The 21496-nt window shown below is 57.6% G+C and carries 21 protein-coding genes; 8 read left to right on the top strand and 13 right to left on the bottom strand.

The annotated features are described in order from the left end of the window. Position 1: 1 nt before the first annotated feature. Genes sdhA through sdhC form a run of 3 tightly spaced genes read right to left on the bottom strand, consistent with a single transcriptional unit; the run spans position 2 to position 2513 of the window. Positions 2–1768, bottom strand: coding sequence for a succinate dehydrogenase flavoprotein subunit (gene sdhA / locus ACB496_RS06345; protein ID WP_100777176.1), 1767 nt, complete (start codon positions 1766–1768; stop codon positions 2–4). Then, positions 1768–2115 (bottom strand): succinate dehydrogenase membrane anchor subunit, encoded by a 348-nt coding sequence (gene sdhD, locus ACB496_RS06340; protein WP_100777177.1) that lies wholly within the window; start codon positions 2113–2115, stop codon positions 1768–1770. Before sdhD ends, sdhA begins: the two co-directional genes overlap by 1 nt. Beyond that, entirely contained in the window at positions 2109–2513 is a 405-nt protein-coding gene (sdhC, locus tag ACB496_RS06335; RefSeq protein ID WP_164971833.1) for a succinate dehydrogenase cytochrome b556 subunit, read from the bottom strand. The genes sdhD and sdhC overlap by 7 nt, the downstream gene beginning before the upstream one ends. A gap of 760 nt (positions 2514–3273) precedes the next feature. Here sdhC and ACB496_RS06330 point away from each other — a divergent pair. Next, on the top strand, positions 3274–4560 hold the full coding sequence (locus ACB496_RS06330; protein ID WP_102104149.1) for a citrate synthase: 1287 nt from the start codon (positions 3274–3276) through the stop codon (positions 4558–4560). 99 nt (positions 4561–4659) lie between these two features. On the opposite strand, the gene nei is transcribed toward ACB496_RS06330, so the two are convergent. The 10 genes from nei to ACB496_RS06280 all read right to left on the bottom strand — a co-directional run bounded on the left by nei (position 4660) and on the right by ACB496_RS06280 (position 12797). Next, positions 4660–5451 (bottom strand): endonuclease VIII, encoded by a 792-nt coding sequence (gene nei, locus ACB496_RS06325; RefSeq protein ID WP_102104150.1) that lies wholly within the window; start codon positions 5449–5451, stop codon positions 4660–4662. 15 nt (positions 5452–5466) lie between these two features. Beyond that, positions 5467–6111, bottom strand: a complete 645-nt coding sequence (gene pcp / locus ACB496_RS06320; protein WP_371974684.1) for a pyroglutamyl-peptidase I — start codon at positions 6109–6111, stop codon at positions 5467–5469. A 9-nt stretch (positions 6112–6120) separates the two neighbouring features. Continuing rightward, positions 6121–7116 carry a DUF979 domain-containing protein gene (locus ACB496_RS06315; RefSeq protein ID WP_102104152.1) on the bottom strand — a complete coding sequence of 332 codons (996 nt, stop codon included), beginning with the start codon at positions 7114–7116 and terminating at the stop codon, positions 6121–6123. After that, a complete protein-coding gene (locus ACB496_RS06310; protein WP_194514244.1) occupies positions 7113–7832 on the bottom strand; it encodes a DUF969 domain-containing protein in 720 nt (239 codons plus the stop codon). The genes ACB496_RS06315 and ACB496_RS06310 overlap by 4 nt, the downstream gene beginning before the upstream one ends. A 51-nt stretch (positions 7833–7883) precedes the next feature. Next, a complete protein-coding gene (gene pxpA / locus ACB496_RS06305; protein ID WP_371975212.1) occupies positions 7884–8618 on the bottom strand; it encodes a 5-oxoprolinase subunit PxpA in 735 nt (244 codons plus the stop codon). Continuing rightward, positions 8608–9540 carry a 5-oxoprolinase subunit PxpC gene (gene pxpC / locus ACB496_RS06300; RefSeq protein ID WP_371974683.1) on the bottom strand — a complete coding sequence of 311 codons (933 nt, stop codon included), beginning with the start codon at positions 9538–9540 and terminating at the stop codon, positions 8608–8610. Before pxpC ends, pxpA begins: the two co-directional genes overlap by 11 nt. Continuing rightward, positions 9534–10190, bottom strand: coding sequence for a 5-oxoprolinase subunit PxpB (gene pxpB, locus ACB496_RS06295; protein WP_107704027.1), 657 nt, complete (start codon positions 10188–10190; stop codon positions 9534–9536). The genes pxpC and pxpB overlap by 7 nt, the downstream gene beginning before the upstream one ends. Before the next feature lie 14 nt (positions 10191–10204). After that, positions 10205–10948 carry a type 2 GTP cyclohydrolase I gene (locus ACB496_RS06290; protein ID WP_100777187.1) on the bottom strand — a complete coding sequence of 248 codons (744 nt, stop codon included), beginning with the start codon at positions 10946–10948 and terminating at the stop codon, positions 10205–10207. Positions 10949–10958: 10 nt separating this feature from the next. Continuing rightward, a complete protein-coding gene (gene phrB / locus ACB496_RS06285) occupies positions 10959–12371 on the bottom strand; it encodes a deoxyribodipyrimidine photo-lyase (protein ID WP_371974682.1) in 1413 nt (470 codons plus the stop codon). Positions 12372–12590: 219 nt separating this feature from the next. Continuing rightward, the gene (locus ACB496_RS06280; protein ID WP_095281257.1) at positions 12591–12797 is read right to left on the bottom strand and encodes a YbfA family protein; all 207 of its coding nucleotides are present in this window, start codon (positions 12795–12797) and stop codon (positions 12591–12593) included. 308 nt (positions 12798–13105) lie between these two features. Between ACB496_RS06280 and kdpF the strand changes: the two genes are divergently transcribed. From kdpF to speFL, 7 genes are all read left to right on the top strand, one after another. Beyond that, positions 13106–13195, top strand: a complete 90-nt coding sequence (gene kdpF, locus ACB496_RS06275; protein ID WP_003858638.1) for a K(+)-transporting ATPase subunit F — start codon at positions 13106–13108, stop codon at positions 13193–13195. Continuing rightward, positions 13195–14874, top strand: a complete 1680-nt coding sequence (gene kdpA / locus ACB496_RS06270) for a potassium-transporting ATPase subunit KdpA (protein ID WP_268196565.1) — start codon at positions 13195–13197, stop codon at positions 14872–14874. Before kdpF ends, kdpA begins: the two co-directional genes overlap by 1 nt. A gap of 19 nt (positions 14875–14893) precedes the next feature. Further along, complete coding sequence (gene kdpB / locus ACB496_RS06265) at positions 14894–16942, top strand: potassium-transporting ATPase subunit KdpB (RefSeq protein ID WP_371974681.1); 2049 nt, start codon at positions 14894–14896, stop codon at positions 16940–16942. 12 nt (positions 16943–16954) lie between these two features. After that, on the top strand, positions 16955–17530 hold the full coding sequence (kdpC, locus tag ACB496_RS06260) for a potassium-transporting ATPase subunit KdpC (RefSeq protein ID WP_371974680.1): 576 nt from the start codon (positions 16955–16957) through the stop codon (positions 17528–17530). Then, positions 17531–20218: a two-component system sensor histidine kinase KdpD gene (kdpD, locus tag ACB496_RS06255; RefSeq protein WP_100777192.1), complete on the top strand. Its 2688-nt coding sequence runs from the start codon at positions 17531–17533 to the stop codon at positions 20216–20218. After that, complete coding sequence (gene kdpE, locus ACB496_RS06250) at positions 20215–20892, top strand: two-component system response regulator KdpE (RefSeq protein WP_231276558.1); 678 nt, start codon at positions 20215–20217, stop codon at positions 20890–20892. The genes kdpD and kdpE overlap by 4 nt, the downstream gene beginning before the upstream one ends. Before the next feature lie 279 nt (positions 20893–21171). Continuing rightward, entirely contained in the window at positions 21172–21276 is a 105-nt protein-coding gene (gene speFL / locus ACB496_RS06245; protein WP_106875989.1) for a leader peptide SpeFL, read from the top strand. Positions 21277–21496: the final 220 nt, after the last annotated feature.

Genomic DNA, 21496 nt, shown 5'->3' with positions numbered 1-21496 from the left:
ATTAATAGGTACGAATCTTCGGCGGGAACGCCGGACGCAGTTTCGGTTCCATGTTGACTTGACGTCGCGTCATAGATTCCGACTCTGGCAGATACAGGGAATGGCACAGCCAGTTTTCGTCGTCACGATCCGGGAAGTCGAAGCGGCTATGGGCGCCACGGCTTTCGGTGCGGAAGTTTGCGGAGACGGCCGTTGCATAGGCGGTTTCCATCAGGTTATCCAGCTCAAGGCATTCGACGCGCTGCGTGTTGAACTCGCTGGAGGTATCGTCCAGACGGGCATTTTTCAGACGCTCACGGATCGCTTTCAGCTGCTCAAGGCCTTTAGCCATCGCATCGCCTTCACGGAATACCGAGAAGTTGTGCTGCATACACTCTTGCAGCGCTTTGCGGATTTCGACCGGATCTTCGCCATCACGGTTGCCGTTCCAGCGGTTGAGACGTTCGAGAGAGGCTTCGATATCCGATTCACGGGCATCGCGCAGATCGCCCTGCTCGGCGATGGACTCTTGCAGATGTAAACCGACTGCACGACCAAACACCACCAGGTCGAGCAGCGAGTTGCCGCCCAGACGGTTAGCACCGTGGACCGATACGCAGGCGATTTCGCCAACCGCGAACAGACCCGGAATCACCACGTCTTCGCCCTGCTCGTTCACGGTCAGCGCCTGACCGGTCACTTTGGTCGGAATACCGCCCATCATATAGTGGCAGGTTGGGATAACCGGAATCGGCTCTTTCACCGGGTCAACGTGCGCGAAGGTGCGCGACAGTTCGAGGATGCCCGGCAGACGGGACTCCAGAACGTCTTTACCCAGGTGATCCAGTTTCAGTTTCGCGTGCGGGCCCCACGGACCATCGCAGCCGCGACCTTCACGGATTTCGATCATGATGGAACGCGCCACCACGTCACGACCCGCCAGGTCTTTCGCATTCGGGGCATAACGCTCCATGAAGCGCTCGCCATGTTTGTTCAGCAGGTAACCGCCTTCACCACGGCAGCCTTCAGTAACCAGAACGCCCGCACCAGCGATGCCGGTCGGGTGGAACTGCCACATTTCCATATCCTGCACAGGCACACCTGCGCGGATCGCCATACCAACGCCGTCACCGGTGTTGATGTGGGCATTGGTGGTGGACTGGTAAATACGGCCTGCGCCGCCGGTCGCCAGCACGGTCGCGCGGGCTTTGAAATAGACCACTTCACCGGTTTCGATGCACAGCGCGGTACAACCCACCACTGCGCCATCTTCGTTTTTCACCAGATCCAGCGCATACCACTCGGAGAAAATTGTGGTGTGGTTTTTCAGGTTCTGCTGATAGAGGGTGTGCAACAGCGCGTGACCGGTACGGTCAGCCGCTGCCGCAGTACGTGCCGCCTGCTCGCCGCCGAAGTTTTTCGACTGGCCGCCAAACGGACGCTGATAAATTGTGCCATCTTCCAGGCGGGAGAACGGCAGACCCATATGGTCTAGCTCCAGAATCGCTTCCGGGCCGGTTTTACACATATATTCGATGGCGTCCTGGTCACCGATGTAATCGGAGCCTTTCACCGTGTCATACATATGCCATTCCCAGTTATCTTCATGGGTATTACCGAGCGCCACGGTGATACCACCCTGCGCAGACACGGTATGGGAACGGGTCGGGAACACTTTAGAGAGCAGCGCACAGGTCTGGCCGCTCTGGGAAATTTGCAGCGCCGCGCGCATACCTGCGCCACCGGCACCAATCACAACAGCATCAAATTCTCTGACTGGCAGTTTCATCACACACCCCACACCACAACAAATCCATAAATAACGTAAACCACCAGAGCCACAACAATCAGGAGTTGCAGCGGCAAGCGAACGCCTAACGGTTTAACGTAATCGGTCAACACCTGCCACATGCCAATCCAGGCATGAATAAGGATGGAGAACAGAGCCAGCAGGGTGAACACTTTGGTGAAGGCAGATCCGAAGAACCCGCTCCAGATTTCCCACGTCAGCTCGCCGCTGGTCGCAAAGAAACCGATCATGTAGATGATGTAAAGCGTGAGGACGATGGCAGTAGCGCGGACCAGAATGAAGTCATGTACGCCGTTGCGTCCTAATGCGGAGGCGTTGCTTACCATACGAGGACTCCTGCAAGAATTGAAAGCACGACAGTAATCACAAATGAAATATTGGCAGAACGTTTACCTGCTTCGAAGGTTTCTTCCAGATAGCCAAAATCCATCAGCAGATGGCGAACACCCACCACAACGTGGTATGCCAGCGCCGTCAGAATGCCCCACATGATAAATTTCACGAAGAAGCTGCTCATAATGGCAGAGGCCTGGAGGAATCCTTCAGGAGAAGAGAGGCTGGTACCCAGTAACCACAGCAGAATGCCGACCGCCACAAACGTGATCACACCGGACACACGGTGCAGAATGGACGCTATTGCCGTTACGGGGAATCGGATCGTTTTGAGATCCAGATTGACAGGTCTTTGTTTTTTCACATTTCTTATCATGAATAACGCCCACATGCTGTTCTTATAATTCCCTTTGAATTCGCGTTACAGGAAGGCGGCAAGTCCGGGAATCCCCTGCATCACAGTAAACTGTGTGACCGGGGTGACCTGACGCAGCCAACACACCTGTAGCGTGAAAGACGACGGGATTTCCTTCCTCCGGTCTGCGTGCGGGTCAAGCAGCGTCCATATCTATAACTGCGCGTCATGGTAAACATTGCTTCCAAATGCTAAAACGACACGTTACAACGCTGGGTGGCTCGGGATTGCAGGGTGTTCCGGAGACCTGGCGGCAGTATAGGTCGTTCACAAAACCATTACAATTAACCTACATACAGTTTGTCGGGTTTTATGCGGAACAGTGATCAGAGTCACGATAACAACATTATTTTAAATTTTAATCATCAGATTTGACAAAGATTAAACATTATTGTTACAAACTACAGCAGAAAAGGCATATAATGCGCAAAAGTTATGAGGTCTCTCTTTCACCTGAGATTTAGTTATGTAACAGTGTGATGGTATTGACCGAAGTTATCAGGACAGTTATTAGTGGTATACAGGTTTGAATAATTCGGACTGCGAAGACACTGATTTGCTGTTGTTTCTCTGATTTTTCACACGTTTACCTGCAAGGCGCCATAGCTCTGTACCCTGGTTCCTCCTCGCGAGCTGAGCGGTAAGCCAAATAACAAACCGGTAACGATGTGATAAACAGCTGAAAGCAAGTTGGTAAAAACGTGGTCTTAAGCATAAGGCGCTAAGGAGACCGTAAATGGCTGATACAAAGGCAAAGCTCACCCTAAACGGTGACACTGCTATTGAACTGGATGTGCTAAAAGGCACGCTCGGTCAGGATGTTATTGATATCCGTACACTGGGTTCCAAAGGAGTATTCACCTTTGACCCTGGTTTCACCTCTACCGCATCTTGCGAATCCAAAATCACCTACATCGACGGTGACGAAGGTATCCTGCTCCACCGCGGTTTCCCCATCGATCAGTTAGCCACCGAATCCAACTATCTGGAAGTGTGCTACATCCTGCTGAACGGCGAAAAACCGACGCAGGAACAATACGATGAGTTCAGAACTACCGTTACCCGCCACACCATGATCCATGAGCAGATTACCCGTCTGTTCCATGCATTCCGTCGTGATTCACATCCGATGGCCGTCATGTGCGGGATTACCGGCGCACTGGCCGCGTTCTACCACGACTCTCTGGACGTGAATAACCCACGCCATCGCGATATCGCGGCGTTCCGTCTGCTGTCCAAAATGCCAACCATGGCGGCGATGTGTTACAAATACTCCATCGGCCAGCCCTTTGTTTACCCGCGTAACGACCTCTCCTATTCAGGCAACTTCCTGAACATGATGTTCTCCACACCGTGCGAAACCTACGAGGTTAACCCGGTGCTTGAGCGCGCCATGGACCGTATTCTGATCCTGCACGCCGATCACGAACAGAACGCATCGACCTCTACCGTCCGTACCGCAGGCTCTTCAGGCGCGAACCCGTTCGCCTGTATCGCTGCCGGTATCGCCTCCCTGTGGGGACCGGCGCACGGTGGTGCTAACGAAGCGGCACTGAAGATGCTGGAAGAGATCAGCTCCGTTGAGCACATTCCAGAGTTCGTGCGTCGTGCGAAAGATAAGAACGACTCCTTCCGCCTGATGGGCTTCGGTCACCGTGTTTACAAAAACTATGACCCGCGCGCCACCGTGATGCGTGAAACCTGCCACGAAGTGCTGAAAGAGCTGGGCACCAAAGATGATCTGCTGGAAGTGGCGATGGAGCTGGAACATATCGCGCTGAACGACCCGTACTTCATCGAGAAGAAACTGTACCCGAACGTCGATTTCTACTCTGGCATTATTCTGAAAGCGATGGGCATCCCGTCTTCCATGTTTACCGTGATCTTCGCGATGGCACGTACCGTCGGCTGGATTGCACACTGGAACGAAATGCACAGCGAAGGTATGAAAATCGCGCGTCCACGTCAGCTGTATACCGGCTACGACCAGCGTGATTTTAAGTCTGATGTGAAAACCAAATAAGCGCCATGAGGTGCGGCCTGCTGCCCGCACCTTAATCTTCTTCACACTGGAGAGGACGCTAATACCAAAAACGGTAACCTTCGGGTTACCGTTTTGTTTTTATTGCTGGCACGCCGGGCACCAGTAAAACGGTCGCGACGACAACATTGTTCGCTCAATCGCCCCGCCGCACCGCTCGCACGGCTTTCCTTCCCGATGAAACACCTTAAAGCGGAACAGCGCCCCGTGATGTTTTTTATCATCCACCACGCCGCGCGTGTTGTAGGAGAGGCGCGGGATCTCCAGCAAGGCATGAGACAGCGCATCGAGCTGTCTCTCATTGAGCTGCGACGCTTTTCGCTGACCTGCCAACCCCACTTCCCACAGAATTTCAACGCGAAGATAGTTACCTAGCCCGGCGAGAAACGCCTGATCGAGCAGCAGCCCGGAAAACTGTCGGTTGCGAAAGGCAGGCGATAGCAGCCGCGCTTTCACAGTTTCTGCCGTCAGGCGCATATCCAGCACGTCCGGTCCGACCCGTTGCAGGAACGGGTGTGTGAGCAGTTGCTCCGGCGTTAACATCTCGATATCCGACGCGCTGTAGAGCAAAATAGCCTTCTCCGCCGTCTGCAATCTGACGCGCAAGACACGATTAGTTTGCGGTTGCTCACCCACATTGATCACTCGCCAGACGCCATAAAGCTGGTTGTGGCTATATAACGTCAGGTTATGGCTGAAATGGGTCAGCAACGCTTTGCCGCGCGTCTCGATGTGCGTCACGGTTTGCCCGATCAACTGCGTTTCATACGGTTTTAACTGAGGGAAAGCAAACCACGCATCGGTCAGTGGTTTGCCCTTTATCGCCGCCTCCAGGCTATCCGCCGCGCGGCGGATCTCCGGACCTTCTGGCATCTTATCTTCCTTTGTTTAGTGCGTCGCGCCGCCCACGATTTTAATGTCAGACGCCTGGCGCAGGGCCACTTCGACCGCCACGATCAGCGCCGCTTTCACCGTGTGCGCCGCCATACTCGGTGCGCCCGGATGGGCTGCGGCCTGTTCAGGTAGGTACGGAATATGGATAAATCCACCCTTCACTGCGGTTTTTTCACTGATTTTATGCAGCAGCCCGTACATGACGTGGTTGCAGACGAAGGTGCCCGCCGTCTGCGAAACGGAGGCGGGGATCCCCTTCTCGCGCATCGCCGCCACCATCGCTTTGATCGGCAGCGAACTGAACCACGCCGCCGGACCGTCCGGGACGATCGCCACATCAATCGGCTGCTGGCCGTGGTTATCGGCAATCCTGGCGTCGTCCACGTTAATGGCGACGCGCTCGACGGTCACATCCACACGACCGCCCGCCTGTCCGACCGCGATCACCACCGCAGGTTCAAGTTCATCGATAGCCGCATTTAGCACGCTTAACGACTCACCAAAAACGCAGGGCAGCTGGCGTGTCACTACGCGGCAGCTGTCGATAATACTCCCCTCAAGCTGCCTGACCACTTCCCACGAAGGGTTAACGGTCTCGCCGCCGAACGGCTCAAAACCGGTGACTAATACGTTACGCATCGTCTCTCCTTACAGGAACATCAGGAAGTACAACAGGAACACGTTGGCAATCAGCAGCAGCACGCCGGTCGGCACTTGCGCTTTGATTACCGCATTTTTATCCGGCAGCTCCAGCAGCGCGGCGGGCACGATGTTGAAGTTCGCCGCCATCGGCGTCATCAACGTTCCGCAGTAGCCGGAGAACATGCCAATCGCCGCCATCACCGCCGGGTTACCGCCATGCTGCAGCACCAGGATCGGGATGCCGATCCCCGCCGTCACGATCGGGAACGCCGCAAACGCATTGCCCATCACCATCGTGAGCAGCGCCATCCCGATGGTGTACACCGCCACGGCGATAAAGCGGCTGTCCACCGCCAGGTAGCTTTTCGTCAGCCAGGAGATGCCATCGCCCACGCCAGCGGCGGTAAAGAGCAGGCCCAGCGTCGCCAGAATCTGCGGCAGGATAAACGCCCAGCCGATGGAATCCAGCAGACGGCGCGCCTCCTGCAACGGCTGATGCACTTTTTCGTGCGTCATTTTGACCGCCATTGCGAGGCCAATCAGCGATCCGGCGGTCATCGAGAACAGCGTCACCAGCGTCGAATGGTTACCCGGCCCGAACAGATTTTCCTGCAATCCAGGCACATGGTTGAACATCAGCACGCCCACCACCGTCACCACAGGAATGGCTAACGCCGGATAGAACAGACGGTTGCCGAGCCGCTTCGCGCTGGCCTCCCGCTCTTCGGGTTTACGCTGGTGATAGCTGCCCAGACGCACGCCGCCAAAACCGGCGATCAGCGCCAGCCCAACCACCGCCACACCGACCGCAATATGCACGGTGCGCTTATCGCCCACCAGCTGATACGTCCAGTCACCGAGCAGGAATATCAGGCCGTACACGCCCCAGAACAGACCGGTAGTGATGCGACGCGGGTTCGCTTTATCGCGAAACGACATCACGGCGACGATCAGCAGGATCAGCCCTGCCAGCCAGTAGAGATAACTTTGCTGGAAATTCATGAGGCATCTCCCTGCGTGTGCGCGGTTTTCGCCAGCTCGCGCTCAAGATGCTTGTCCAGCCGCCACAGGCGGGTGGCGTGGATAATAAAGGCGCAGATTGCCGTCGGAATGCCCCACAGCGCAATGTGCAGCGGCTCGGTCTGAATTCCGCCGGACTCCAGCATAAAGTTATGCATAAAGATGATCGCCCCGAAGGCGACAAAGATATCTTCACCGAAGAACAGCCCGACGTTGTCCGTCGCCGCCGACATCGCCCTCAGGCGATAGCGCACCGCGCCCGGCAGTTCGCCGTATTTTTTCTCCGCAGCCCCCTCTGCCATCGGAGCCAGCAGCGGTCGCACCATTTGCGGATGGCCGCCCAGGCTGGTCAGCCCCATCGCCGCCGTCGCTTCACGCACAAACAGATAGACAATCAGCAGTCGCCCTGCGGTGGCGCTGTGGATTTTGGCAATCCACGCCTGCGCGCGCTCTTTCAGCCCGTGGCGTTCCAGCAGGCCAATAACGGCCAGCGGGATCAGCAGGATATAAGGCAGGTTACGGGTATTCAGGAACCCTTCGCCCAGCTTTTCGAGGATAGTCGCGACCGGCATATTCGCCGCCACACCGGTGACAATCCCGGCGACAATCACCACCAGCACCGGATTAAAACGTAAGATAAACCCGACCACGATCACCGCAATACCGATGAGTGGCCAGAGCGAAAGCGTCTCTGCCATGTTGTCCTTCCTGTTGTTGTATAGCGTTTTGTTGTGTTTGCGTTTTGTGCTTTAGGCACTGATTTTTATATTATTTAACTCAAATTCTGCGCGCAAGCGACGGGCAAACGCCAGCGCGTGTTCGCCGTCTCCGTGCAGGCACACCGTCTGCGCGCGCACAGAGGCCCATTCACCGCTCGTACTTTTCACTCGCCCCTGCTGCACCATGTCCAGAGTTTGCGCCAGCGCCTGCTCTTCATCGGCAATCAGCGCCCCCGGCTCGCTGCGCGGCACCAGGCTGCCGTCGGCCCGATAGCCGCGATCGGCAAACACCTCTTCGCGTGTGACCAGGCTGTAACGCTCACCGGCGCGGATCAGTTCGCTCCCCGCCAGCCCGACCAGAATCAGATTGCCGTCCACCGCATGCACCGCGCGGGCGATGGCGTCAGCCAGCTGCGCGTCTTTCGCCGCCTGGTTGTAGAGCATCCCGTGAGGTTTCACGTGACGCAGTTGCCCCCTTTCGGCGCGGGCAATCGCCGCCAGCGCACCAATCTGGTACAGCATTTGGGCGTAAACCGTTTCCGGCGGCAGATTCATGGCCGTGCGCCCGAAGTTCTCCCGATCGGGAAAGCTCGGGTGGGCACCTATCGCCACGCCGTTTTTTAAAGCGCCTCGCACGCTTTCGCGCATGGTCTGCGCATCCCCGGCGTGAAAGCCACAGGCAATATTGGCCGACGACACCAGCGTCAGGAGCTCGGCATCGCTCCCACAGCCTTCACCCAGATCCGCATTTAAATCAACGACGATCATTCAACCTCCATGCCAGTTGTTCGATGAATTGCCGCTGGACACGGCGCGCGTCGAGGGCCTCTTCCAGCGTACAGGGCACAAAGTGGATCGGCTGTCCGAGCGGGATTTGCGCCAAGTGGTACATATCAGCTTCGATGATGCAGGCGATACGCGGATAACCGCCGGTGGTCTGAGCATCATTCATCAGCACAATCGGCTGGCCGTTGTGCGGCACCTGGACAACGCCCGGCAGCAGGCCGTGGGAGACCATTTCGCGATCGGTGGTACGCGCCAGCTGTTGGCCCTGCAAACGGTAGCCCATGCGGTTACTCTGCGGGCTGAGCCGCCACGGCAGTCGCCAGAAGGCATCCTGCGGGGCCTGGTCAAACTCATGGTATTCCGGCCCCGGCAGGGCGCGAATGCGGTTACTCCACAGGAGCTGTTTCACCCCCTGCGCGTCGGTAAATTGACGTGATTCGCTGCCCAGCGGCAGGTTATCGCCATCCTTCAGCAGGCGCCCTTCAAAGCCCCCAATACCCGTTTTGAGATCGGTGCTGAACGAGTTCATCACTTCCGGTACGTCTATCCCGCCGCCGACCGCCAGATAACTGCGCATGCCGTGAGTCGGGCGATGAAGCGTCAGACGCTGCCCTGCTTTCACCTGCAGCCGCCAGCCGGTCCAGACCGCCGCGCCGTCAAGCGTCGCGTCACAGCCCGCGCCCGTCAGGGCAAACCAGCCGTCACGTTCAAATTCAAAGCTGCACTGCCCAAGGGTGATCTCCAGCGCTGCGGCATTCGGATCGTTGCCCACCAGCAGGTTGGCGATCTGCAACGCCGGTTTGTCCAGCGCGCCGCAGTAGCTGACCCCGGACTGGCGCAGCCCGGTGCGCCCGCCGTCCTGTACCGAGGTGTATAACCCCGCGCGAATCACCTTCAACATACCCCCTCCTTCTGCGGCACGAACCGCACGGTATCGCCCGGTCGCAACAGCACCGGCTCTTCGCGTTTAGCATCAAACAGCGCCTGGGAGGTATGGCCGATAAGCTGCCAGCCCCCCGGCGAGGCGAGCGGATAAACCCCGGTCTGCGATCCGCCAATTCCCACGGAACCGGCCGGGACCATCAAACGCGGCTCGCCCCGGCGGGGCGTGTGGAGTGGCTCAGGCAATCCGCCGAGATACGGGAAACCCGGCTGGAACCCTAAGAACCACACCACGTAGTCCACCGAGGCATGCAGCTCGACGACCTGCTTTTCCGTCAGCCCCGCATGACGCGCCACGTCGCCCAGATCCGGGCCAGCCGCGTTGCCATACACCACCGGGATCTCGATAAATCGCGACTCCGGCTCCAGCGCCTCGCTCTCCTCCCACCAGCGCTGCAACCGCTCGATGGCATCCAGCGCCACCGACTGCGGATTGCGCAGCACCACGGTTATGTTGTTCATCCCCGGAATGGCCTCGACCACTTCAGGGATTTCGCCCAGCCGCTGAGTTAAGCGCCAGATCCTTTTTTGCGTCGTCATCGTGACCGGAGGCTCTAACTCCAGTACCACTGCCGTTTCGCCTAATAAATAACAACGCGCTCGCTGCACTTACGCACCTCTCATCAGGCAGGATTAGGGATATCGATAAAGGTCACGTCGAGATCGGTATTTTCCGTCAGCCATTCGCTCAAGGCGCGGATGCCGCCGCGCTCGGTGGCATGGTGCCCTGCCGCGTAGAAATGCAGCCCCTGCTCGCGGGCAGAGTGAATGGTCTGCTCGGACACTTCACCGGTAATAAAAGCGTCGACGCCAAAGCGCGCCGCATTGTCGATAAAGCCCTGGCCGCCGCCGGTACACCACGCCACGCGTTTCACCAGATCCGGGCCGGTATCACCGCTCCACAGTGGACGGCGGCCCAGACGCGCCTCAATCCAGGAAGCAAGTTCCAGGCCAGGAACCGGCATGGACAGCTCACCCCACGGCAGCAGCTCTTCGATTTCGCCCATCACGGTGATGCCGAGCAGCTGAGCGAGCTGAACGTTATTACCCAGCTCCGGGTGCGCATCCAGCGGCAAGTGCCAGCCGTACAGATTGATGTCGTTCGCCAGCAGGGTTTTCAGGCGGTTGCGCTTCATACCGCGAATAATCGGTGCTTCGTTTTTCCAGAAATAGCCGTGATGCACGATCACCGCATCCGCTTGCAGGCGCACCGCTTCATCCAGCAGGGCCTGGCTCGCCGTGACGCCGGTGACAATCTTTTGCACCGTTTCACGCCCTTCCACCTGCAGGCCGTTAGGGCCGTAGTCGCTGAAGCTGGCGCTGTTCAGCTTTTCATTGATTAAGGTTTCCAGTTCGCTGTTTTTCATCATTACTCTCTTACGCTTTGCGGGCGGCTTCATAGGCCGCCAGTGTGGCGACTCGCGCCTGTTTATGGTCAACAATCGGGCGCGGATAATCGAGGGTTTCACCCGTTTTATCCGCCCACACCCAGGGTTCATGGATCGATTTTCCCGGCACGTCAGCCAGTTCAGGTAGCCACTGGCGGATAAACTCGCCGGTAGCGTCAAATCGTTGTCCCTGGGTTGTCGGGTTAAAAATACGAAAATAGGGAGCGGCATCCGTTCCGGTTGACGCCGCCCACTGCCAGCCGCCGTTATTGGCCGCCAGATCGCCGTCGATCAGCTGAGAAATAAAATATCGCTCTCCGGCGCGCCAGTCGATCAACAGGTCTTTCACCAGGAAGCTGGCAACGATCATCCGCAGGCGGTTATGCATCCACCCCGTTTCGTTTAGCTGACGCATGGCCGCATCGACTATCGGATAGCCCGTCTGCCCGTTTTGCCACGCCTGTAACTGGGCGTCATCCTGTTGCCACTGCACCTTGTCCGTCCAGCGGATGAAGGGACGATGTTTACATAAATCAGGATGATACGTCATCAGATGGCGGTAGAATTCGCGCCAGATCAGCTCGTTAAGCCATACCGCCCCCGGCCCGCCGTCGAGGGCCTGCGGCTGTTCGGCCAGCAGGCGGTGCAGACACTGACGCGGGGAGAGCACGCCCAACGCCAGACAGGCGGATAAACGGCTGGTGCCTTCGATGGCGGGAAAATCGCGCTGTGCTTCATACTCAGCGGCCTGCTGTTTGCAGAACTGGCGCAGCTGCGCAATCGCGGCCTTTTCGGTCGGTGGGAAGTGGTCCGGGTCGAAATCGCGCTGAGGGTAGTCAACGTTGATCTCCGCAGAAACGGTCAGCGCCTCTCCTCGGGCCGCTGGCGCGGCGACGCACTCAGGAAGCCCCTCTTTCAGGCGTTTCAGGTAGGCATTTTTGAACGGGGTGAAGACTTTATACATCTCGTGATTGCCGGTCATGACGCTGCCCGGCGCTAACATCACGCTGTCGTCAAAGCCCTGGCACACAACCGTAGTAAGCCGGTTTTCAAGCTGTCGGTCGCGCTGCTGCTCGTTGAATTCGTATTGATAGTTGTAAAAAAGATGGGTGACGTTGTGCGCGTCACAGACCTGCTGCACTTTGTCGCTCTGCGCGGCAAAGTCGCTCACTTCCTCATAAATCAGTGGAATGCCCTTCTCCGCCAGCCCCTGCTGCAGGGCATTGAGATGCGCACGCAGGTATGCCGCCTGTCGCGGGGCCATGCCGTGCTCACGCCACTGTTCGGGCGTGGCGATAAACAGGGCCAACACGCGGGCGTCTTGAGAGCGGCAGGCGGCCGCGAGCGCGATGTTGTCATGAAGGCGCAGATCCGCGCGAAACCAGACCAGATGCGTGGTCATAACACTCCTGAATAATTGTCCATAACCTAAGCGTAGCGTTTCTGACCGCAGGCCGAAACCGCGTCGTCTATCCCTAAACGTGGGATAACTGACTCTATAATGTTTAAGTTATGTTACAGGAGCAAGTGTAACCTTTGCCCGGCGGGCGAGCGGAAAGCGACAGACACAAAAAAACCGCCACATCGCTGTGGCGGTTCGACATTGCTGTGTGGCTATTTGTTAGTAAAAATCGCAGGTCGCTTTTTCGGCCTGGTCCATCCATACCGGTTTCTCGCTGGTTTTCGCCCAGACGCGGTGCAGATAGCTGTAAAAACGTGCACGGTCTTTCCAGAACAACATCACTGGCAGCGCCACAATCCCGGCCACTACGGCGAAGGTGCGACGTAAAAAGACAACATGTGCTGGAAACTCTTTATACAGGTCCATGATTTTCTCCCCTATAGCTGGCCGGAAACGTTATCCGGAAATTTCAAAAGTGGTTATCTGGCTAAAATAGTACCGCTTTGTTTGTAATTTTACTACTCATCCGACCACTTATTTTCATCCGTTTAGTGAATATTTACACTCCGCCTGTAATTAAGTTACATAAAAGTTAACAAAATACTTACCATTAGTTAAATCAGGGTCTTATCATTTTTATACTTTTTTTACACCCACCCCGCTGATTTTTGCGAAATCTTTGCGCCATAAATCCTACCTTTTGCACAACGACAAAAGTCACCCGGAGGTGAATTGTGAGTGCAGGTCTGATTGCTGGCATCGTGCTGGTGTTCCTGTTGTTGGGCTATCTGATTTATGCCCTGATTAATGCGGAGGCGTTCTGATGGTGGCCCAGGCATTTTTACTGATCGCCAGCTTCCTGCTGGTGCTTTTCCTGCTCGCAAGGCCGCTGGGAAGCTGGCTGGCGCGGATGATTAACGGCGGCGCGCTGCCGGTGATTGGGGGCGTCGAAAACGGGATCTGGCGCGTACTTGGGATCAACACCCAGGAGATGAACTGGCGGCAGTATCTGATCGCCATTGTGTTGCTGAATATCGTCGGGCTGGTGGTGCTGTTCGCGATGCTGATGCTGCAAGGCATTCTGCCTCTCAACCCGCAGCAGCTGCCGGGCCTGTCATGGCATCTGGCGCTCAATACCGCCGTCAGCTTTGTCAGTAACACCAACTGGCAGTCGTACGCCGGTGAAACCACCCTCAGCTATTTCAGCCAGATGGTGGGGTTAACGGTGCAGAACTTCCTCTCTGCCGCCAGCGGTATTGCGGTGATCTTCGCCCTTATCCGCGCCTTCGCCCGTCAGAAAATCAGCACCCTGGGCAACGCCTGGGTCGATCTCACGCGCATTACCCTGTGGCTACTGCTGCCGATTGCTCTGCTGATCGCCCTGTTCTTTATTCAGCAAGGCACCCTGCAAAACCTGCTGCCCTACTCGTCTTACACCTCTATTGAAGGCGTGAAACAAATGCTGCCGATGGGGCCAGTGGCATCGCAGGAAGCGATCAAAATGCTGGGCACCAACGGCGGAGGTTTCTTTAACGCCAACTCCTCGCATCCGTTCGAGAACCCGACCGCGCTGACCAATATCGTGCAGATGCTGGCGATCTTCCTGATCCCCGCCGCGCTCTGTTTCGCCTTTGGTGATGTGGTAAATGACCGCCGTCAGGGCCGGACGTTGCTGTGGGCGATGTCGATTATCTTTGTGGTCTGCGCGGCGCTGGTGATGTGGGCGGAGTGGCACGGCAATAGCCATTTCCTGCAGCTGGGCGCTGACAGCAGTATCAATATGGAAGGCAAAGAGAGCCGCTTCGGTATCCTCGCCACCAGCCTGTACGCGGTAGTGACAACGGCGGCCTCCTGCGGCGCCGTCAACGGGATGCATGACTCCTTCACGGCCCTCGGCGGGATGATCCCTCTGTGGCTGATGCAGATTGGCGAAGTGGTCTTCGGCGGCGTCGGTGCCGGTCTGTACGGCATGCTGCTGTTCGTTCTGCTGGCGGTGTTTATCGCCGGGCTGATGATTGGCCGCACGCCGGAGTATCTGGGTAAAAAAATCGACGTGCGCGAAATGAAACTGACCGCCCTTGCCATCCTGGTGACCCCTGCGCTGGTGCTGATGGGCACCGCGCTGGCCCTAATGACCGAGGCCGGGCGCAGCGGCATTTTCAACCCAGGTATCCACGGCTTTAGCGAAGTGCTGTACGCCGTGTCGTCTGCGGCCAATAACAACGGCAGCGCCTTTGCCGGGTTAAGCGCCAACTCTCCGTTCTGGAACTGCCTGCTGGCGTTCTGCATGTTCGTGGGCCGCTTTGGGGTGATCGTGCCGGTACTGGCTATCGCCGGATCGCTGGTGAGTAAAAAAATTCAGCCCACCTCAACCGGTACGCTCCCGACACACGGCGCGCTGTTTATTGGCCTGCTGATTGGCACCATCCTGCTGGTCGGTGCCCTGACCTTTATCCCCGCCCTCGCGTTAGGCCCGGTCGCGGAACATCTTTCTTTACGCTAACAGAGCGGAGATATCAGTCATGAGTCGTAAACAACTGGCCCTCTTAGAACCGACACTGGTTCGCCAGGCGTTGATGGATGCGGTGAAAAAACTCAGCCCGCGCGTGCAGTGGCACAACCCGGTGATGTTTATCGTCTGGATTGGCAGCGTGGTCACCACCGCGCTTGCCATCGCCATGAGCAGCGGACACCTGACGGGCGACGCCCTGTTTACCGGGGCCATCAGCCTGTGGCTGTGGTTTACAGTTCTATTCGCCAACTTTGCCGAAGCGCTGGCGGAAGGCCGCAGCAAAGCGCAGGCCAACAGCCTGAAAGGGGTCAAAAAGACCGCGTTTGCCCGCAAATTGCGCGAACCGAAATATGGCGCGCAGATGGATCACGTCCCGGCCGATGAACTGCGCAAAGGCGACGTGGTGCTGGTGGAAGCGGGCGATATTATCCCCTGCGACGGGGAGGTGATCGAAGGCGGCGCGTCAGTGGACGAAAGCGCCATCACCGGGGAGTCCGCGCCGGTGATCCGTGAGTCCGGCGGCGATTTTGCCTCGGTCACGGGCGGGACGCGCATTCTCTCTGACTGGCTGGTGATCCAGTGCAGCGTCAACCCGGGCGAAACCTTCCTCGACCGGATGATCGCCATGGTCGAAGGCGCGCAGCGTCGCAAAACGCCAAATGAAATCGCGCTCACCATTCTGCTGGTAGCCCTGACCATCGTCTTCCTGCTGGCGACCGCCACCCTGTGGCCGTTCTCCGCTTACGGCGGCACGGCGGTGAGCGTCACGGTGCTGGTGGCCCTGCTGGTCTGCCTGATCCCGACCACCATCGGCGGTCTGCTGTCGGCCATCGGCGTGGCCGGGATGAGCCGGATGCTCGGCGCGAACGTGATTGCCACCAGCGGCCGCGCGGTCGAAGCGGCGGGCGACGTGGACGTGCTGCTGCTGGATAAAACCGGGACCATTACTCTCGGCAACCGTCAGGCTTCGGACTTCCTGCCTGCGCCGGGTGTCGATGAGAAAACGCTGGCCGATGCGGCGCAGCTCTCCTCGCTGGCGGATGAAACGCCGGAAGGCCGCAGCATCGTGATTCTGGCTAAACAGCGCTTCAATCTGCGTCAGCGCGATGTGCAGAGCCTGCACGCCACCTTTGTGCCCTTCACAGCACAAACGCGGATGAGCGGGATTAACATTCAGGATCGCATGATCCGTAAAGGCTCCGTGGACGCCATTCGTCGCCACATCGAAGCCAATAACGGCCACTTCCCTCCGCAGGTCGATCAGCTGGTGGAAAGCGTGGCGCGTCAGGGTGCTACCCCGCTGGTGGTCGCTGAAGGGGCTAACGTGCTGGGGGTGATCGCCCTGAAAGATATCGTCAAAGGCGGCATCAAAGAACGCTTTGCCCAGCTGCGTAAAATGGGGATCAAAACGGTGATGATCACCGGGGATAACCGTCTGACCGCCGCCGCCATCGCCGCCGAAGCGGGGGTGGACGATTTCCTCTCCGAAGCGACGCCGGAAGCGAAGCTGGCGCTGATCCGCCAGTACCAGGCGGAAGGCCGTCTGGTGGCGATGACCGGCGACGGCACCAACGATGCCCCGGCGCTGGCGCAGGCTGACGTGGCGGTGGCGATGAACTCCGGCACCCAGGCGGCAAAAGAAGCGGGGAACATGGTCGATCTGGACTCTAACCCGACCAAGCTTATCGAGGTGGTCCATATCGGTAAACAGATGCTGATGACGCGCGGGTCGCTCACCACCTTCAGTATCGCCAACGATGTGGCGAAATATTTCGCCATTATCCCGGCCGCGTTTGCTGCCACCTATCCGCAGCTTAACGCGCTGAACGTGATGCATCTGCACTCGCCCGCGTCGGCGATTCTCAGCGCCGTGATTTTCAACGCCCTGATCATTGTCTTCCTGATTCCTCTGGCGCTGAAAGGGGTGAGCTATAAACCGCTGACGGCAGCTGCGATGCTGCGCCGTAACCTGTGGATTTATGGTCTTGGTGGATTAGTGGTGCCCTTTATCGGGATCAAAATTATCGACCTGTTACTGACCCTGTTCGGGCTGGTTTAAGAGAGAAATCAAATGACTATGTTACGTCCCGCTATACTTCTGTTTATTCTGCTGTCGCTGATTACCGGTGGGCTTTACCCGCTGGTGACCACCGCGCTGGGCCAGTGGTGGTTTAAGGATCAGGCCAACGGCTCGCTGATTATGCAAAACGGTGAGAGCCGCGGTTCGCGCCTGATCGGGCAGAACTTTACCGATGCCCGTTACTTTCAGGGGCGTCCTTCCGCCACCGCTGAAACCCCGTATAATCCAATGGCATCGGGTGGCAGCAACCTGGCAGGAAGTAATCCTGAACTGGATAAAGCCGTGACTGAACGCGTCAGCGCCCTGCGCGCGGCTAACCCGCAGGCGAACCCGACGGTGCCCGTTGAACTGGTCACCGCTTCGGCCAGCGGGCTGGATTATAGCCTGACGCCCGCCGCTGTGACGTGGCAAATCCCGCGCGTGGCGGCCGCGCGCGGGCTGACCACCGACCAGGTCAACAAACTGGTTGCTGAACACACGCAAAAACCGCTGGTCAGCTTTATCGGCATGCCGGTCGTGAATATTGTTGAGCTGAATCTGGCGCTGGACGCGCTAAGGAAAAACTAAATGACCGACGAGCCCCTGCGCCCGAATCCGGATCGGCTGCTTGAGCAGACCGCTGAAGCGCATCGCGGCAAATTAAAAGTGTTTTTCGGCGCCTGTGCGGGCGTCGGGAAAACCTACGCCATGCTAACCGAGGCGCAGCGTTTGCGGGCGCAGGGGCTGGATATTCTCATCGGCGTGGTGGAAACCCACGGGCGCAAAGAGACGGCGGCGCTGCTGGAGGGGCTGGCGACGCAGCCGGCCCGTCGTATCAGCCATCGCAGCCGTCTGGTCTCCGAGTTTGATCTCGACGCCGCCCTCGCCCGCCGTCCGGCATTAATTCTGATGGACGAACTGGCGCACAGTAATGCGCCAGGCTCGCGTCACCCCAAGCGCTGGCAGGATGTCGAAGAGCTGCTGGAAGCGGGTATCGACGTCTTTACCACCGTTAACGTGCAGCATCTGGAAAGCCTGAACGACGTGGTCAGCGGCGTCACCGGCATTCAGGTGCGCGAAACCGTCCCCGATCCCTTTTTTGATTCCGCCGATGAAGTGGTGCTGGTCGATCTCCCCCCGGACGATCTGCGCCAGCGCCTCCACGAGGGCAAAGTCTATATCGCCGGGCAGGCCGAACGCGCTATCGAGCACTTTTTCCGTAAAGGGAACCTGATTGCCCTGCGCGAACTGGCGCTGCGACGCACCGCCGATCGGGTGGACGATCAGATGCGCGCCTGGCGCGACCGACAGGGGCAGGACCGCGTCTGGCATACCCGCGACGCCATTTTGCTCTGCATCGGGCACAGCGGCGGCAACGAGAAACTGGTGCGCACCGCCGCGCGGCTGGCGGCAAAATTTGGCAGCGCCTGGCATGCAGTTTACGTCGAAACCCCGCACCTGCACGCCCTGCCGGAAAACCAGCGGCGCGCTATCCTCAGCGCCCTGCGCCTCGCCCAGGAGTTAGGCGCGGAGACCGCTACTCTGTCCGATCCGGCAGAAGATAAAGCTATCCTGCGCTACGCCAGGGAACATAATCTCGGCAAGATCGTCATTGGTCGCCGTCAGCATCGCCGCTGGTTTAGCCGCGAATCTTTCGCTGACAAACTGGCGAAACGCGCGCCGGATCTGGATCTGGTAATTGTCGCGCTCGACGAAAAACCAGCCCCCCTCCCCAGCCGCACGCCTGACGCCCGCAGCTTTGGCGATAAATGGCGCATCCAGCTCAGAGGCTGTCTGGTGGCGACGGTGCTTTGCGCCCTGATCACCATCGTCGCCAGCCAATGGCTGATTGCCTTTGACGCCGCCAACCTGGTGATGGTCTATCTGCTGGGTGTGGTGGTGGTGGCTTTGCTCTACGGGCGCTGGCCGTCGGTACTGGCGACAATCATTAACGTCGCCAGCTTTGACCTCTTCTTCATCGCTCCGCGCGGCACGCTGGCAGTGTCGGATGTGCAGTACATTCTGACGTTTGCCGTGATGCTGACCGTCGGTCTGGTGATAGGTAATCTCACCGCGGGCGTGCGCTACCAGGCGCGTATCGCCCGCTACCGCGAACAACGTACGCGCCATCTGTATGAGATGTCGAAATCGCTGGCCGTCGGGCGCACGCCGCTGGATATCGTCCAGACCAGCGAGCAGTTTATTCGCTCCACGTTCCAGGCCAGCAGCCTGATTCTGCTCCCGGACGAACACGGAAAACTGCGCCCGCTCACCTCCGCCAACGGCATGACGCCGTGGGATGAAGCCATCGCCCGCTGGAGTTTTGACAAAGGGCTGCCCGCCGGAGCCGGAACCGATACGCTACCCGGCGTGCCCTATCTGATTCTCCCCCTGCGCAGCGCCGATAAAACCCTGGGGCTGGTGATTGTTGAGCCGTCGAATCTGCGACAGCTGATGATCCCGGAACAGCAGCGCCTGCTGGAAACCTTTACCCTGCTGGTTGCCAGCGCGCTGGAGCGTCTGGCCCTGACCACCAGCGAAGAGCAGGCGCGGCTGGCGAGCGAGCGCGAAAGTATTCGCAACTCCCTGCTGGCGGCGCTCTCCCACGATCTGCGCACGCCGCTAACGGTGCTGTTTGGTCAGTCGGAGATCCTGACCCTCGATCTGGCGGCGGAGAATTCCCCTCACGCTCTGCAGGCCAGCGAGATCCGCCAGCACGTGCTGAACACCACCCGGCTGGTGAATAATCTGCTCGATATGGCGCGTATTCAGTCCGGTGGGTTTAACCTTAAAAAAGAGTGGCTGACGCTGGAAGAGGTGGTCGGCAGCGCGTTACAAATGCTGGAGCCAGGGCTGGGCGGTCGCCATATCACCCTCGACATGCCTGAACCGCTCACGCTGATCCACGTCGACGGACCGCTGTTCGAGCGAGTCCTGATCAATCTGCTGGAGAATGCGGCGAAATACGCGGGCGCAAAAGCGGAAATTGGTTTAACGGCGGGCGTCGCGCATCAGGCACTGCGCCTTGAAGTGTGGGACGACGGGCCGGGCATTCCGTCCGGTCAGGAAAGCGCGATTTTTGAGAAGTTTGCGCGCGGGAATAAAGAGTCGGCCATTCCCGGTGTCGGGCTGGGGCTGGCCATCTGTCAGGCGATTGTCGATGTGCACGGCGGAACCATTACCGCCCATAACCGACCGGAAGGAGGTGCCTGTTTTTGTGTTACACTTCCGCTGGATGTCCCGCCAGAAATGAATGAATTACCCGAGGATTTGTGATTAACGTCCTGATTGTTGAAGACGAACTCGCCATTAGCCGTTTCCTGCGCGCTGCGCTGGAGGGAGACGGCTTGCGCGTATATGACGCCGGGACATTACAGCGCGGGCTTATCGAAGCGGCCACCCGCAAACCCGACCTGGTGATCCTTGATTTAGGCCTCCCCGACGGCGACGGTCTCGATTTTATCCGCGAAGTGCGCCAGTGGAGCCAAATGCCCATCATTGTGCTCTCTGCCCGCGCCGAAGAGACGGATAAGATTGCGGCGCTGGACGCCGGGGCCGATGACTATCTCAGCAAACCTTTTGGTATTGGTGAACTTCAGGCGCGCCTGCGCGTGGCGCTGCGCCGCCACAGTGCGACGACGCCGTCCGATCCGGTGTTTACCTTTTCAGATATCCAGGTCGATCTGCCTGCCCGTCGAATTCTGCGCGGTACCCAAGAGATCCACCTCACCCCGATTGAGTTTCGCCTGCTGGCCGTGCTGCTTAACAATCACGGCAAAGTGCTGACCCAGCGCCAGCTGCTTAATCAGGTCTGGGGACCGAACGCCGTTGAGCATAGTCATTATTTACGCATATATATGGGCCACCTTCGTCAAAAACTTGAGACTGACCCCGCACGCCCCCGCCATTTATTAACTGAAACCGGTATCGGTTATCGGTTTATGCTTTGAATAACTATTCAGAATTAACTCAATTAAATTAGCTCAACATATTTCTGCGTTTTTAATTATTACGAAAACACGCATTCCCACTCTCTTTAAATTAAATAAAAACACCATGAATACATTGTATTAACATTCGTAATACAAAGCAGCGTTATGCACTGCTCTATTCACGCAAAACGAATATTTATTTCTGATTTGATCGGTTATTGGTGATCTTCTTCACGGTTTGCTGCCTTTTCATGGATAAAATGGCCTTGCTTTCAATTACTGAAAGGAAAAACAGTCATGGAAAACAATAATCGTTTAATGCCGCATATAAGGCGAACAACGCATATTATGATGTTCGCCCACCGCAATAGCTTTGACTTTCACTTCTTCAACGCCCGGTAGTCCTTCGACCCAGGGCGCGTCTGCTTACAGGTTTTCCTGAAACACCCTGACTTACAGGCATTTGCCTGTGGGCGCTGCGCTCCTTTTCCTTAAATCCTGTCTATTCCGTTTCCGGACGGCCTGGGATTTAACTCATCAAAAAGCAATTCACTGATTTTTTATCAGCGGCTCCTCTTTGCTTTTTTTTCCGGACTATTTCGATTTCTTATTTATACGAAGT

This window comes from Lelliottia nimipressuralis, from assembly GCF_041464075.1.
GTDB lineage: Bacteria > Pseudomonadota > Gammaproteobacteria > Enterobacterales > Enterobacteriaceae > Enterobacter > Enterobacter nimipressuralis.
This window is presented reverse-complemented; position numbering and strand designations above follow the sequence as displayed.